Source organism: Rahnella sp. BIGb0603, assembly GCF_024808755.1.
GTDB classification, from domain to species: Bacteria; Pseudomonadota; Gammaproteobacteria; order Enterobacterales; family Enterobacteriaceae; genus Rahnella; species Rahnella contaminans.
In genome coordinates this window covers 280,925-295,614 of sequence record NZ_JANUEX010000004.1, presented here as the reverse complement: position 1 = coordinate 295,614, position 14,690 = coordinate 280,925, and the positions used below count along the sequence as shown (strand labels likewise).

Sequence of the window (14,690 nt, the reverse complement as noted above, 5' to 3'; positions counted from 1 at the left end):
TCATGCTGTTATGGTTTTTGATCCCGACGCGACAGGCACAAAACGGAGAGAAACTATGTTTGAACCTATGGAACTGACCAACGACGCGGTGATTAAAGTCATCGGCGTCGGCGGTGGCGGCGGTAACGCTGTCGAACACATGGTGCGTGAGCGCATCGAAGGTGTTGAATTCTTTGCCGTTAACACAGACGCCCAGGCGTTGCGTAAAACGGCTGTAGGCCAGACAATTCAGATCGGTAGCGGTATTACCAAAGGTCTGGGTGCTGGCGCGAACCCTGAAGTGGGTCGCAATTCTGCAGAAGAAGACCGTGAAGCCCTGCGCGCTGCGCTTGAAGGTGCTGACATGGTCTTTATCGCAGCGGGCATGGGCGGCGGTACCGGTACCGGTGCTGCGCCAGTGGTAGCTGAAGTTGCAAAAGATTTGGGTATTCTGACCGTTGCTGTCGTGACTAAGCCTTTCAACTTTGAAGGCAAGAAGCGTATGGCATTCGCGGAGCAGGGTATCGCTGAGCTGTCCAAGCATGTGGACTCCCTGATCACTATCCCGAACGACAAACTGTTGAAAGTTCTGGGTCGCGGTATCTCTCTGCTGGACGCTTTCGGTGCGGCCAATGACGTGCTGAAAGGTGCGGTACAGGGTATCGCAGAGCTGATCACCCGTCCGGGTCTGATGAACGTCGACTTTGCTGATGTGCGCACCGTAATGTCCGAAATGGGTTATGCCATGATGGGTTCCGGCGTGGCATGTGGTGAAGACCGTGCTGAAGAAGCGGCTGAAATGGCGATCTCCAGCCCGTTGCTGGAAGACATCGACTTGTCCGGCGCGCGCGGCGTACTGGTCAACATTACAGCGGGCTTCGACCTGCGTCTGGATGAATTCGAAACTGTGGGTAACACTATCCGTGCTTTCGCTTCTGACAACGCCACCGTAGTTATCGGTACTTCCCTTGACCCGGAAATGAATGACGAACTGCGTGTTACCGTGGTTGCGACCGGCATCGGCATGGACAAACGTCCTGAGATCACTTTGGTGACCAACAAGCCAGCCAGCCAGCCAGTGATGGATCACCGTTACCAGCAGCACGGGATGTCTCCGTTGCCGCAGGAAACCAAGCCAGCGGCTAAAGTGGTGAATGATCAAAGCGCGCAATCTAATAAAGAGCCCGACTATTTGGACATCCCGGCCTTCCTGCGTAAGCAGGCAGACTAGTCCGAATTGTAGGATCTCCGCTCTTTGTGCTAAACTGTCTCACCGATCTTAAGGTAAGCTTAGGTCGGTTGGATGGATAACATTGCGAGATAAATACGATGATCAAACAACGTACATTAAAACGTATCGTTCAGGCGACGGGCGTCGGTTTGCATACCGGCAAGAAAGTCACCCTGACTCTGCGTCCTGCACCGGCAAATACCGGGGTCATCTATCGTCGCACTGACTTGAATCCACCGGTTGATTTCCCGGCAGATGCAAAATCCGTGCGTGATACCATGCTCTGTACTTGCCTGGTCAATGAGCATGACGTACGCATTTCTACGGTTGAACACCTTAATGCGGCATTAGCGGGTCTGGGCATTGATAACATTGTTATCGAAGTCGATGCGCCTGAAGTGCCGATTATGGACGGTAGCGCCGCGCCTTTCGTCTATCTGTTGATGGACGCTGGGATCGAAGAACTGAACAGCGCGAAGAAATTTCTGCGCATCAAAGAAACTGTGCGTGTTGAAGACGGTGATAAGTGGGCGGAGTTCAAACCATTCAATGGTTTCTCTCTGGACTTCACTATCGACTTTAATCACCCGGCGATTGATTCCAGTTCACAGCGTTACAAAATGAACTTCTCCGCAGAAGCATTTGTTCGCCAAATCAGCCGCGCACGTACTTTTGGTTTTATGCGTGATATCGAGTACCTGCAGTCACGTGGTTTGTGCCTGGGTGGCAGCTTTGATTGCGCGATTGTTGTGGATGATTACCGTGTGCTTAACGAAGATGGCCTGCGTTTTGAAGATGAGTTCGTTCGTCACAAAATGCTCGATGCTATCGGTGACCTGTTCATGTGTGGGCATAACATCATTGGTGCGTTTACCGCATTCAAGTCTGGCCATGCGTTGAACAACAAGTTATTGCAAGCGGTATTGGCTAAGCAGGAAGCCTGGGAATTAGTAACCTTCCAGGATGAAGCTGAAATGCCTCTGGCTTTTAAAGCACCTTCCACAGTATTGGCGTAATCGGTACTGATATCATTACTTATTACGACTGGTTGTTTTGGCACCCTCTCCGGCCAATTCAGCCAGTCGTTCTAATGCCTTTCTGAGTTTTTCCGGGCTACGGCTCGCCAGTCCCCGTAATTCTTCCGCACTCTGCGCACTCAAATGTCTGACCGGCATCGATTCAGATGCGATCGCTTTATTTTTAACCGCAATCTGCGACGCATTTTCCATTTTCGCCATAAGCGAAGGATTAATCCTGATGTCGATTGACGACAATGATGGTAGAATTTGCGCTCGAAGTGCAGAGAGTAATGCGGGTTGTTCATAGCGTAAGCGCATCATCCAGCTGGCATTAGCTATCTCAAGTACTAAAACTCCCTGTCGATAATTACCGACACGACACCATGGTTGCATGGGCGCCGGTAACAGACCTTTCACTGCGCGGTTAAGTTTTAATAACGCCGCAGCACGCTGTTGAACAATACGCAGCGGGCTTTGCTCTGTGGAAGAGGCATCATCGAACAGGATATCTAATAATTGTGGGCGGCTATCGCGCATGATGGGCTCCGGCGGATTGTAAACTTGTGATTGGTATTCTAAATCGTTGGCGACAATTTGGCAGAAGGTATTTTTGGCCGCATCTCCTGTTGGGGATGGTAGCGGCGAGCCTTGGCGTGTCAACGAACCTCTCGCAAACGGAACTGCCTGCGGTTCCCAATACGTCCTCAAGTCTAAACCGACTTAACATCGGCAGTACAGGGCTGAGTAACCTCGCGTTGCTCCAGGCAAATCGCCGCCCGTCTTTCGGTGTGGATTACTGGCAGCAGCATGCACTGCGCACGGTCATCCGTCATCTTTCTTTTGCGCTGGCACCGCAGGTGGTTTACACCGCGGCTCAACCTGAAATTGTCGCACAGCAAGCAGAACCTCTTCACGTACAGCAACTTGCGCTGCTGGTGACCCTGAATGCATTACTGACGCATGAGTCCAAACCGCCTGTTATCATCCGTCACACGCAACAACCTTTCCTGAATTTCTCTTCATCGCATCAAACCGGACTGTGGTTAGCACAGGTGCAAGGCATTCGTGCCGGCCCGGCCTTCCTGATTTAACAGACTGTAAATTTAAACTCTATCTATAAATCAATAAATTAGTGGCTGCATTTAATGGCCTCCAAGAGATATTAAGCATCATGTTAATCAAATTATTGACCAAAGTTTTTGGTAGCCGTAACGATCGTACACTGCGCCGTATGCGTAAAGTTGTGGACCTTATCGGCCGCATGGAACCTGAAATTCAAAAGCTGACCGACGAACAACTGCGAGCTAAAACCGATGAGTTCCGTGAGCGTCTGGCGAAAGGCGAAGTCCTGGAGACTCTGATCCCGGAAGCCTTTGCGGTGGTTCGCGAATCCAGTAAGCGTGTCTTCGGTATGCGTCACTTTGACGTCCAGTTACTCGGCGGTATGGTGCTGAATGAGCGCTGCATCGCGGAAATGCGTACCGGTGAAGGTAAAACGCTGACCGCAACGCTGCCGGCTTACCTGAACGCACTGAGCGGTAAAGGCGTTCACGTTGTGACCGTCAACGACTACTTAGCCCAGCGTGACGCCGAAAATAACCGTCCATTGTTTGAGTTCCTCGGTCTGAGCATCGGTATTAACCTGCCAGGCATGCCTTCTCCGGCTAAACGCGCTGCTTACGCTGCCGACATCACTTACGGTACAAATAACGAATACGGCTTTGACTACCTGCGCGACAACATGGCTTTCAGCCCTGAAGAACGCGTTCAGCGCAAACTGCACTACGCGCTGGTGGATGAGGTTGACTCGATCCTGATCGATGAAGCACGTACTCCGCTGATCATTTCCGGTCCGGCAGAAGACAGCTCAGAGATGTACACCCGCGTGGACAAACTGATCCCTAAACTGATCCGTCAGGAAAAAGAAGATTCCGACACCTTCCAGGGTGAAGGCCACTTCTCCGTGGATGAGAAAGCACGTCAGGTTCATCTGACCGAACGCGGTCTGGTTCTGATCGAAGAGATGCTGGTTGAGGCAGGCATTATGGAAGAGGGGGAATCTCTGTATTCCCCGACCAACATTATGCTGATGCACCACGTCACCGCTGCACTGCGCGCGCACGTGCTGTTCACCCGAGATGTCGATTACATCGTGAAAGACGGTGAAGTTATCATCGTTGACGAACACACAGGTCGTACCATGCAGGGTCGTCGCTGGTCTGATGGTTTGCACCAGGCAGTGGAAGCGAAAGAAGGCGTTGATATTCAAAACGAAAACCAGACGCTGGCTTCTATCACTTTCCAGAACTACTTCCGTCTGTATGAAAAACTGGCCGGTATGACCGGTACTGCGGATACTGAAGCGTTCGAATTCAGCTCCATTTACAAACTGGATACCATCGTTGTGCCAACGAACCGCCCTATGGTGCGTAAAGACATGGCCGACCTGGTGTACATGACCGAAATGGAAAAAATTGGCGCGATTATCGAAGATATCCGTCAGTGTACTGCCAAAGGCCAGCCGGTTCTGGTGGGTACCATTTCGATTGAGAAATCCGAAGTCGTTTCCAATGAACTGACTAAAGCGGGTATTGCGCACAGCGTACTGAACGCCAAGTTCCACGCCAAAGAAGCAGATATCGTCGCCCAGGCTGGTCAGCCAGGCGCAGTAACCATCGCAACCAACATGGCCGGTCGTGGTACCGATATCGTGCTGGGCGGCAGCTGGCAGGTTGAAGTTGAAAACCTCGGTGAAGAAGCAACCGACGAGAAAATCGCAGAAATCAAAGCAGCCTGGCAGATTCGCCACGATGCGGTTCTGGCTTCCGGCGGTTTGCACATTATCGGTACTGAGCGTCATGAATCACGCCGTATTGATAACCAGCTTCGCGGCCGTGCAGGCCGTCAGGGTGACGCCGGTTCATCACGCTTCTATCTGTCTATGGAAGATGCCCTGATGCGTATCTTTGCGTCTGACCGTGTGTCGAGCATGATGCGTAAATTGGGTATGAAACCGGGCGAAGCGATTGAGCATCCTTGGGTGACCAAAGCGATTGCCAATGCTCAGCGTAAAGTTGAAAGCCGTAACTTTGATATTCGTAAGCAATTGCTGGAATACGATGATGTCGCCAGCGATCAGCGTCGTGCGATCTACAGCCAGCGTAACGAATTACTGGACGTGTCTGATGTCAGTGAAACTATCGCCAGCATCCGTGAGGACGTGTTCAAAGCAACTATCGACAGCTACATTCCGCCGCAGTCTCTGGAAGAAATGTGGGATGTTCAGGGTCTTCAGGATCGCCTGAAACAAGATTTCGAGCTGGAAATGCCGATTGCAGAATGGCTGGATAAAGAGCCTGAATTGCATGAAGAAACCCTGCGCGAACGTATTATGGAAATCGCGAAAGAATCTTACGCCCGTAAAGAAGAAGTGGTTGGCGCAGAAATGATGCGTAACTTCGAGAAAGGCGTGATGCTGCAAACGCTTGATTCCCTATGGAAAGAGCATCTGGCCGCGATGGACTACTTGCGTCAGGGCATCCATTTACGGGGTTATGCGCAGAAAGATCCTAAGCAGGAATACAAACGCGAATCCTTTGCTATGTTTGCCGCCATGCTGGAATCACTGAAATACGAAGTGGTCAGCGTGCTGAGCAAAGTTCAGGTTCGTATGCCTGAAGAAATCGAAGCAATGGAAATTCAGCGCCGCGAAGAAGCCGAACATCTGGCCCGTCAGCAGCAGCTGAGCCATCAGGATCAGCAAGAAATTGAAGTGGCTGAAGCTGCACGTCTTGCCGCATCTGGCGAGCGTAAAGTCGGCCGTAACGATCTCTGCCCATGTGGTTCCGGTAAGAAATACAAACAATGCCATGGCCGCCTGCAAAAGTAAGATCTCAGGCTAAGTCATCGTGTTAATCTTAAAGGCGGCTAATCACCGCCTTTATTTTTGTGTAAAAATCCTTATATAAGACAGTCATTATAGTCAGTCAATAGGTGGAAAAGTGACGCTTAAACAGCTGAATATCGCAGCCGGTATTATCCGGAATTCTGGTAAAGAAATCTTTATTACTCAACGTGATGCGTCTTCACACATGGCGGGGTTCTGGGAATTTCCGGGCGGTAAAATAGAAGCGGGTGAAACGCCTGAGCAGGCTGTTATTCGCGAGTTGCAGGAAGAAGTGGGCATTGAGGCGAAAGCACCTGTTTTGCTGAAAACGCTTGAACACAGATTTCCGGATCGCATTATCATGCTTTACTTCTTTCTGGTTGAAGAGTGGCAGGGCGAGCCATATGGAAAAGAAGGGCAACCGAAGCGCTGGGTTAAGCAGTCAGATCTGAAAGCGGAAGAATTTCCTCCCGCCAACGAAGCTGTCGTAAGCGCCTTAAAAAACAACGAATTCTGATTTTCTGAGCATCAGGGCGCCCACAAAAAAGGGGCCACGCCCCTTTTTAACATTTGCTAAATGCGACATCTTACAGATGTCAGTGTGAAATCTCTTCTTCGCTCCAGTCATCCAGATCATTCACATCCCCTTTGCTCGGAATGCGTTTCTCTTCGTCGGCCCACTCACCGAGATCGATAAGCTGGCAGCGCTTGGAACAAAAAGGACGGTAAGGACTTTCTTCGCCCCAGACCACCGTCTTGTTACACGTCGGGCAATTTACTTCAATAATTTCAGGATCCATTTGCAACTCCTAGCAGCAGGCAAGTTCAAAATTCAGTCGTGCCGGAACCACGCCATGCTCGCTGTCTAACGGTAAGAAGCGGATGGCATAACGGGTTTTGTGCCCGGAAACTTGCGGATAAAGCAGGTTTTCCAACGAGAGGCGCAAGCGTAACAGATCTGCACCTTCTGCGTTATCTTGGAAAAAACCATTCAGGCTGATTTGATTACGAAAAGCGCCGGACTGGCGAATTAAACCCAGCACCATCGTGAGTGAGTTGTTGAGTGGCGCCAGTGTTTCAAGCCAGTTCTGGACTTCGCTGTCGCGCTGAGATTGAGCCAGATGAAGCCAGATATGAAGCGTCGGCAAATCAAAACTACAGCAACCACCGGGAATACTCTGACGCTGACGAACCAAAGCAATCAGACGATCTTCTTTCAGCGCCTGACCGATTCGCGGTGCTTTCATCAATACGGAAGCGCACTGTTTCAGTTCGGCACGCAATCCGTCAATTCGCGACGCATCTACCCCAGGAACATCCTGCCATTGGGATAATTTCTGTTGCTGGCGTTCCAGTTCTTTCAGCAAATCGGTGCGGACTTCTCCGCGCTCCAGCACGTCGAGTAAATCAGACGCGGTGCGGAAGAACAGAAGGGCTGAAGCCGCAGCAGTAATTTGTGCATTCGCGTGCATCTGCTGTAGCAGGAATTCGATACGCAACCAGGTACGCATTTTTTCATTCAGAGGATGTTCAAAAAGAACGGTTGCAGCTACATCAGTCATGCTTGGCAATATCCTGTCTGTTTTCGCCCGCTGCCAGTTTCAGATAGCAGCGATGTAATTGGGCAACACGCGGTTCGATCGTTTGAGGATCTCCGCTGTTATCAATAATGTCATCCGCGCAGGCCAGGCGTTTTTCACGGCTCACCTGCGCGGCAATAATACTTTCAGCCTGATGGCGGTCAATGCCGTCGCGCAACATGGTGCGGGAAAGCTGAATTTGTGGCTCGACGTCCACCACCAAAACGCGATCAGCCTGCGTTTGCAATCCGTTTTCAATCAGTAACGGCACTACCCAAAGCACGTAAGGCGTATCGGCTTGCGCAATAAGGTGCTGTGTCCGGGCGTGAATAATAGGGTGTAATAATTTATTAACCCATTCTTTTTCAAGCGGATTACTAAAAATACGTTCCCGTAACGCCGGGCGATTCAGTGAGCCATCGTCAAGAATGATACTTTTGCCAAATCGTTTGCCCAGCTCTTCCAGAGCCTGTTCACCCGGAACTACAACCTGACGGGCAATAATATCTGCATCGACAATGCTTACGCCATGACGGCTGAAGCTTTCGGCAACGGTACTTTTGCCGCTTCCGATACCTCCGGTCAATGCAACGATATAGCTCATACTGGCGCTCTGATAAAATTAGTTAGGTAAATGATAAAGAGATTATGAGTAAGTGCAAGCCAAGGTCGTCTTGGTTTTTGATGCGAAAAATTATTCGCCAACGCAATCAAAAGTCTGTGATGTCTGTTGTAAAAGCATCCTTGCCGTTGTCATTTTCCTGTGTATGATAAAACCACTGGAAAGGGTGTCTAAAATTTGTTGTACGCCCTAGCGATCCGTCGCCAAACCAGGACAAAGCCGTCATGCGTATTGAAGAAGATTTGAAGTTAGGTTTTAAAGACGTACTCATCCGCCCTAAACGTTCTACCCTCAAAAGCCGCTCCGAAGTTGAACTTGAGCGCACGTTCACATTCAAACACTCCGGTATCAGTTGGTCAGGCACGCCGATTATTGCTGCCAATATGGACACTGTGGGTACTTTCCGCATGGCGACGGTACTGGCGTCTTTTGGTTTGCTGACGGCGGTGCATAAGCATTACAGCGTTGAGCAATGGCAGGCTTTCATCACCTCCGCTGAAGAGTCAGTATTAAAAAATGTGATGGTGTCGACTGGCACGTCGGAAGCTGATTTTGTTAAAACACTGCAAATCCTCGCGCTTTCTCCGCTGCTGAAATTTGTCTGCCTTGACGTGGCTAACGGCTATTCCGAACACTTCGTCGGTTTTCTGCAACGCGTTCGTCAGGCCTGCCCGGACAAAGTCATTTGCGCCGGTAACGTGGTCACAGGCGAAATGGTTGAAGAGTTAATTCTTTCTGGCGCAGATATCGTTAAAGTCGGTATCGGCCCGGGTTCTGTGTGTACCACGCGTGTGAAAACCGGTGTTGGCTATCCGCAACTTTCTGCCGTTATCGAATGTGCGGATGCTGCTCACGGGCTGGGCGGACAAATCGTCAGTGATGGCGGTTGTGCCGTTCCCGGGGATGTGGCGAAAGCTTTCGGCGGCGGCGCAGACTTCGTGATGCTTGGCGGTATGCTGGCAGCACACGAAGAATGTGAAGGTACTGTCGTTGAAGAAAATGGTGAAAAATTCATGCTCTTCTACGGTATGAGCTCAGAATCGGCAATGAAACGCCACGTTGGCGGTGTCGCCGAATATCGCGCTGCGGAAGGCAAAACTGTAAAACTGCCTTTGCGCGGACCGGTCGAAAATACCGTTCGTGACGTTCTTGGCGGCCTGCGTTCTGCCTGTACCTATGTCGGCGCAGAACGTCTCAAAGAACTGACCAAACGTACTACCTTTATTCGTGTCGCAGAGCAGGAAAACCGCCTGTTCGGCAGCAAATAAATTGGTAAAATTATCCGCGGCGAAATACGCTTTCGCCGCAATTATTTTCCCCGTGCCATCGTCATCCCATCACCGAACCCAGCTGAAAAATGGGCAAGTACATCGCAATCACTAATCCTCCAACAATCACGCCCATCACTGCCATCAGTACTGGCTCAATCGTTTGAGATAACGTATCCGCCAGCGAATTTGCCTTGTTGTTATGCAACTGCGCCAGCTTAAGTAACAGCTCATCGAGCGTTCCTGATTCCTCACCGATTTTTATCAACTGCTGACATAACGCAGGAAACAGCGGTGAGCCCTGAAACGCTTTATGTAATGGCGTCCCCTGCATAATTTTTTCGCGAATCACGTCGAGAGCTGTCTGGAAATGTAAGTTTGACACAGATGCCGACGCGGCAGTCAGCCCGGAAATCAGTGTCATTCCGGCGCGTTGTGTCATCGCCAGCGTTTGAAAAACCTGACTGAGGCAACTATCAGTGACCAGCCGTGAAGTCAGTGGCAATCGCAAAAGCAGCTTTTGTTCGCGCAACTTCCAGCGAATGTGCGGATGCAACTTTTGCTGATAGCCAAAACAACAACACGAGACAATACCGGTCAGCCATGGCCCTGAGCTGACCAGCACGTCGGAAACACCGATCAGCATACGGGTAAACCAGGGTAACTGCGCATCAAAGGTGGCATAGATTTTCGCAAACTCCGGCAGAACCAGCGTCAGCATTAACAGTGTGACGAAGGTAGCGATGACGCTGACAATCAGCGGATAGCGCAGCGCCTTTTTCACTTTCGCTTTCAGTTCCGCCTGTTGTTCCTGTTGCGCCGCCAGTTGCAAACAGCATTGGTCTAACTGACCGGTCAGCTCGCCGATAGAAACGAGTTGCCGGTAAATCGGCGGGAAAACGTCAGGGTAAGCACTCAGCATAGCCGATAACGGTTTGCCTTCCCTGACGCCTTTCGCCACGTTATGCAAAACGCAGTGCCAGGCGGGTTTCGGATGTTCGTTTGCCAGCAGCGTCAGGCTGCTGACCAGCGGCAATCCGGCCTGTAGCAGTGTAGCGAGTTGCCTGACAACGGAAATACGCTCCTGATTTTTCCAATAACCGGATGTCAGGCGCCGGATCATTGTGATCTTCAGTGGTTGTAAACCCGCAACAAAAAGTTGCTGATAAATGCTGTCTTTGGTTATCTCAATGGCATCGCCTTGCTGGATGTTTCCCTGAGTATCAATAGCCTGCCAGTGAAAAAGCCGCCATTTTGGAGCGATCACTGGCGTTTCACTCATGCGCAATGACCTTCTCCGGTCACCCGATAAAGCTCTTCAAGTGAGGTGATACCTTGTTCAACCAGCAACATTCCCGCTTCCTGTAATGTCTTTTGCCCCTGTTCACGGGCGATTTTACTCAGCTCGCTGACACTGGCATCGGCCACCAGTGCCTGCTGGAGCCGGGGAGTGATGTTCAGTATTTCGTAAATCCCCATCCTGCCGTAATAGCCGGAAAAGCATTGATTGCAGCCCGCTGCCCGCCACATTGGCGCGGGCCCGCTGTTGCCGTCCGGCCCGTTTACGACCAGGGACAGATGTGGCTTCCGGCAGTGCGGGCACAGTTTTCGCACCAACCTTTGGGCAATGACCAGACGCAAACTGGCTGCGATATGGAAACCTTCAATGCCCATCTGCCGCAGACGGGTCAGTGTTTCACACGTTGAGTTGGTATGCAGCGTGGAAAGCACCAGATGGCCAGTCTGTGCGGCTTTAACGGCGATCTCAGCCGTTTCTCTATCACGAATTTCGCCGACCATGATCACATCCGGATCCTGTCGCAACAATGCACGCAGAACGCTGGCAAAACTCAGATCCGTCTTGCTGTTGATCTGCGTTTGATTGATGCCACTGACTGGGATTTCAACCGGATCTTCAACGCTGCTGATATTGCGTGAGATGGCGTTGAGATGGCGCAATCCGCTGTAAAGTGTCACCGTTTTGCCGCTGCCTGTCGGCCCTGTCACGAGGATCAGCCCCTGCGGATGCTTGAGCGCGGCTTTAAAGTATTCCAAATCGCGCAGCGTGAAGCCTAACTGAGACATCGCCAGATCCTGCTGGGTCATGTGCAGGATCCTCAGAACGATTTTTTCACCATGCAGGGTAGGCAGGGAAGAGACGCGCATGGAATAACGCTGATTTTGCAGCATGACGGAAAGCTGGCCGTCCTGCGGCAAGCGACGCTCGGCGACGTTAAGTTGCCCCATGATTTTCAGCCGCGCGCAAACACCCGCTGCCATCGAAAATTCAGGACCGGGGATTTCCTGCAACACGCCGTCAATTCTCACCCGTACGCGGAAACTGTTTTCGTAGGGTTCAAAATGGATATCCGACGCCCTGCGGCTGATTGCCTGCCGCAGAATCTGGTTGAGGACGTTCACCACCGGTGCATCGCTTTGGTCATTCAGCGCATTATCTTCAGGGGTTCCTGATGACGGGGATTGCTCCCCGGTGGCGGATTCCTGCTTCACATTCGCCGGGCTCTTTTCCTTGTGTTGTTCCATTCTGGCCTGCGGCCAGCGTTCCACCTGAACTTTCAATCCGCTGGCAAAGCGCAGCACGTTACTCAGCGTTTCTGTCTCAGCTTCCGCTTCATGACAGGCAACGCGGATCGTCTGTTTATCGCGATGCACAATGATGGCTTTGTAACGCTGACAAAGGGCGTCCAGCGAGGCATCGCTGTGCTGCCTTTGGCTATCTGTTGGTGAAACAGGATTGAGCGGGATATCGGTCATTTTACGGCTCCCGTGGTATCAAAACGGAAAACGCTTTCGCAGGCTTCTACCATTGCGGCATTGCCGGCGCTGGTGCAGGTGCGGTTCCAGATAATGCCGCCGGCCTGAGCATCTACAGAGGGGGTCATGACGACGCTTAGCCCATTGAGTGCCTGCTGGCCGGTCAGTGAAATCACGCCTGCAGTGACCTGCGTTTTACTGACATAACGGCTGGTGGCGACTGCCGGAATACCTTCGTTGCCTGCATTGCAGCTGCTTAATGAGCCGGTATCAATGACGCACAGCTCGACACCGGTTTTATACGGCACCATGGTTTGCAGCATGTCGGTCATTGCGGCTTTCTGGATGTAACTTTGGTAAGCGGGAATACCAATGGCGCTCAGAATCGCAATTATTGCGATCACGACCATCAGTTCAATGAGGGTAAATCCTTGTTGCCGTTGCATGGCGTTCTCCATTTGTGAGGCTGCTGGGTTGTTGCTCGGCAGCAAACTAAATGGGGGAGAAAATTTCTGCCAGTGCCTTTGGTGAGTTTTCCAGGATGCCTTCCACGGTCTTTACCGGAGACGACAAACGCGTCAAAACTTTTGCGGCACGTCTCGCAGCAATGAAAGACAAATGAAAAAGAGGCTGGCGGTCAGAAGTGTTGAGTGGGAGGGTAGTGCGGCAAGATGAAATAGACCGAAGGGAAGTCGTGTTGCCCCTGAAATGGAATTCAGGGGCAACAGCGCAGAATGCTCAGCTAAAACGCATTGAGAGATCCATTGCGCGGACATGCTTGGTCAGGGCACCCACGGAGATGTAATCCACACCCGTTTCGGCAAATTCACGCAGCGTTTTCTCTGTGACGTTGCCGGAGACTTCTAGCAGCGCACGGCCAGCGGTCAGGGCAACACCTTCACGCATCATCGGAACGGTGAAGTTATCGAGCATGATAATGTCAGCGCCGGCATCCAGCGCCTGCTGAAGTTCGTCGAGTGATTCCACTTCCACTTCGACAGGAACATCCGCGTGGATCCACAATGCGCGTTCAACGGCAGCTTTAATCGAGCCACAGGCAATAATGTGGTTTTCTTTAATAAGAAATGCATCGGCCAGGCCGAGACGATGGTTGCTTCCGCCACCGCACAGGACGGCATATTTCAGCGCTGTACGCAGCCCCGGCAAGGTTTTGCGCGTGTCCAGCAACCGGGTTTTGGTGCCTTCGAGGATTTTCACGTAGTGATTTACTTCGGTAGCCACGCCCGAGAGTGTCTGGACGAAATTCAGTGCGGTGCGTTCGCCGGTTAGCAGCATACGCGCAGAGCCGGTCAGCTCACATAATCTCTGATTTTCAGAAACAACATCGCCGTCTTTGACGTGCCATTTTACAGAAACTTTTTCACCGGCCAGTTGGTGGAAGACTTCATCCAGCCATCGTTGTCCGCAAAAAATACCGACTTCGCGGGTGATGATCGTCGCGCTCGCATCTTTATCCTGCGGCAGAAGCTGTGCGGTTAAGTCGTTGTTAGCGTTGGCCTCGCCCCCGAGGTCTTCGCCAAGCGCCTGAGTCACAATGGCGGGGATATCATGCTGAATACGTTCGAGTAACTGTGCGCGGCGACTTTCAGGGCTGTAGCTGCGTGTAGACATACAAATACTCCGAAATGGCGGATAAGAAGGACAAAAAAACATGCTACCCTGTTGCTGTGATAAGTACCACACAAGCACATCATTGAGGCCTTTGATGCACTTAGAACATGGCTGGATTGCCGGAGCCCGGCAGGTCGTTTCCCCTCATTTTGATCTCCGTCCTGACGACGAGATCCCTTCTTTGCTGGTCGTCCATAACATCAGCCTGCCACCCGGAAAGTTTGGTGGCCCTTACATTGATCAATTATTTACCGGTACGCTGGATCCGCAGGATGATCCTTACTTTGAAGGGATCCACCAGCTGCGCGTAGCGGCACATTGTCTGATCCGACGAAATGGCGAGATTGTTCAATATGTTCCGTTTGATAAACGCGCGTGGCATGCCGGTGTTTCCAGCTGGCGCGGGCGTGAGCGCTGCAATGATTTTTCGATTGGTATTGAGCTGGAAGGCACCGATTTTGTGCCCTTTACGCAGGCGCAGTATCGCAGCCTTGCTGACGTTACCGGCTTGTTAATTAAGCACTATCCGATTAGTCTGGACGCCATTACCGGGCACAGCGATATTGCGCCGGGGCGTAAAACAGATCCCGGCCCTGAGTTCGACTGGGCATTATATCGCAAGCTGTTGGCATCGCCGGTAGGGCAAAATGAGTCTTCTGACCAGTGAGTGAAAAGGCCGCCGGTTTTTTTTGTTTTAA

15 protein-coding genes are annotated in these 14,690 nt (G+C 51.5%); 7 read left to right on the top strand and 8 right to left on the bottom strand.

Annotated elements, in window-relative coordinates:
- The first annotated feature begins 55 nt into the window (after positions 1–55).
- Positions 56–1,210, top strand: a complete 1,155-nt coding sequence (gene ftsZ, locus M2403_RS12750) for a cell division protein FtsZ (protein ID WP_013577005.1) — start codon at positions 56–58, stop codon at positions 1,208–1,210.
- Positions 1,211–1,308: 98 nt separating this feature from the next.
- Positions 1,309–2,226, top strand: a complete 918-nt coding sequence (gene lpxC / locus M2403_RS12745; RefSeq protein ID WP_152325125.1) for a UDP-3-O-acyl-N-acetylglucosamine deacetylase — start codon at positions 1,309–1,311, stop codon at positions 2,224–2,226.
- 15 nt (positions 2,227–2,241) lie between these two features.
- Here the strand turns inward: lpxC and M2403_RS12740 are convergent, their stop codons facing one another.
- Positions 2,242–2,766: a DUF721 domain-containing protein gene (locus M2403_RS12740; protein ID WP_152325124.1), complete on the bottom strand. Its 525-nt coding sequence runs from the start codon at positions 2,764–2,766 to the stop codon at positions 2,242–2,244.
- Positions 2,767–2,792: 26 nt separating this feature from the next.
- On the opposite strand from M2403_RS12740, the gene secM reads away from it, so the two are divergent.
- From secM to mutT, 3 genes are all read left to right on the top strand, one after another.
- Positions 2,793–3,320, top strand: a complete 528-nt coding sequence (gene secM / locus M2403_RS12735; RefSeq protein WP_152325123.1) for a secA translation cis-regulator SecM — start codon at positions 2,793–2,795, stop codon at positions 3,318–3,320.
- Between the two features lie 80 nt (positions 3,321–3,400).
- Complete coding sequence (gene secA, locus M2403_RS12730; protein ID WP_152325122.1) at positions 3,401–6,118, top strand: preprotein translocase subunit SecA; 2,718 nt, start codon at positions 3,401–3,403, stop codon at positions 6,116–6,118.
- A 112-nt stretch (positions 6,119–6,230) separates the two neighbouring features.
- Positions 6,231–6,632 (top strand): 8-oxo-dGTP diphosphatase MutT, encoded by a 402-nt coding sequence (mutT, locus tag M2403_RS12725; protein ID WP_208950007.1) that lies wholly within the window; start codon positions 6,231–6,233, stop codon positions 6,630–6,632.
- Between the two features lie 79 nt (positions 6,633–6,711).
- Here the strand turns inward: mutT and yacG are convergent, their stop codons facing one another.
- Genes yacG through coaE form a run of 3 tightly spaced genes read right to left on the bottom strand, consistent with a single transcriptional unit; the run spans position 6,712 to position 8,299 of the window.
- Entirely contained in the window at positions 6,712–6,915 is a 204-nt protein-coding gene (gene yacG / locus M2403_RS12720; protein ID WP_152325120.1) for a DNA gyrase inhibitor YacG, read from the bottom strand.
- 9 nt (positions 6,916–6,924) lie between these two features.
- On the bottom strand, positions 6,925–7,677 hold the full coding sequence (gene zapD, locus M2403_RS12715) for a cell division protein ZapD (RefSeq protein ID WP_152325119.1): 753 nt from the start codon (positions 7,675–7,677) through the stop codon (positions 6,925–6,927).
- Entirely contained in the window at positions 7,670–8,299 is a 630-nt protein-coding gene (gene coaE, locus M2403_RS12710; RefSeq protein WP_208950006.1) for a dephospho-CoA kinase, read from the bottom strand. Before coaE ends, zapD begins: the two co-directional genes overlap by 8 nt.
- Before the next feature lie 242 nt (positions 8,300–8,541).
- Here coaE and M2403_RS12705 point away from each other — a divergent pair, with 242 nt between their 5' ends.
- The gene (locus tag M2403_RS12705) at positions 8,542–9,585 is read left to right on the top strand and encodes a GMP reductase (RefSeq protein WP_165059016.1); all 1,044 of its coding nucleotides are present in this window, start codon (positions 8,542–8,544) and stop codon (positions 9,583–9,585) included.
- A gap of 61 nt (positions 9,586–9,646) precedes the next feature.
- Here M2403_RS12705 and hofC read toward each other — a convergent pair whose 3' ends face one another.
- The 4 genes from hofC to nadC form a co-directional block, all read right to left on the bottom strand.
- Entirely contained in the window at positions 9,647–10,867 is a 1,221-nt protein-coding gene (gene hofC, locus M2403_RS12700; RefSeq protein ID WP_152325116.1) for a protein transport protein HofC, read from the bottom strand.
- The gene (gspE, locus tag M2403_RS12695) at positions 10,864–12,360 is read right to left on the bottom strand and encodes a type II secretion system protein GspE (RefSeq protein WP_152325115.1); all 1,497 of its coding nucleotides are present in this window, start codon (positions 12,358–12,360) and stop codon (positions 10,864–10,866) included. Before gspE ends, hofC begins: the two co-directional genes overlap by 4 nt.
- The gene (gene ppdD / locus M2403_RS12690; RefSeq protein WP_152325114.1) at positions 12,357–12,806 is read right to left on the bottom strand and encodes a prepilin peptidase-dependent pilin; all 450 of its coding nucleotides are present in this window, start codon (positions 12,804–12,806) and stop codon (positions 12,357–12,359) included. Before ppdD ends, gspE begins: the two co-directional genes overlap by 4 nt.
- Positions 12,807–13,098: 292 nt before the next feature.
- Positions 13,099–13,992, bottom strand: coding sequence for a carboxylating nicotinate-nucleotide diphosphorylase (nadC, locus tag M2403_RS12685; RefSeq protein ID WP_217153844.1), 894 nt, complete (start codon positions 13,990–13,992; stop codon positions 13,099–13,101).
- Positions 13,993–14,086: 94 nt separating this feature from the next.
- Between nadC and ampD the strand changes: the two genes are divergently transcribed.
- Positions 14,087–14,659 (top strand): 1,6-anhydro-N-acetylmuramyl-L-alanine amidase AmpD, encoded by a 573-nt coding sequence (ampD, locus tag M2403_RS12680; protein WP_152325112.1) that lies wholly within the window; start codon positions 14,087–14,089, stop codon positions 14,657–14,659.
- The last annotated feature ends 31 nt before the right edge of the window (positions 14,660–14,690 follow it).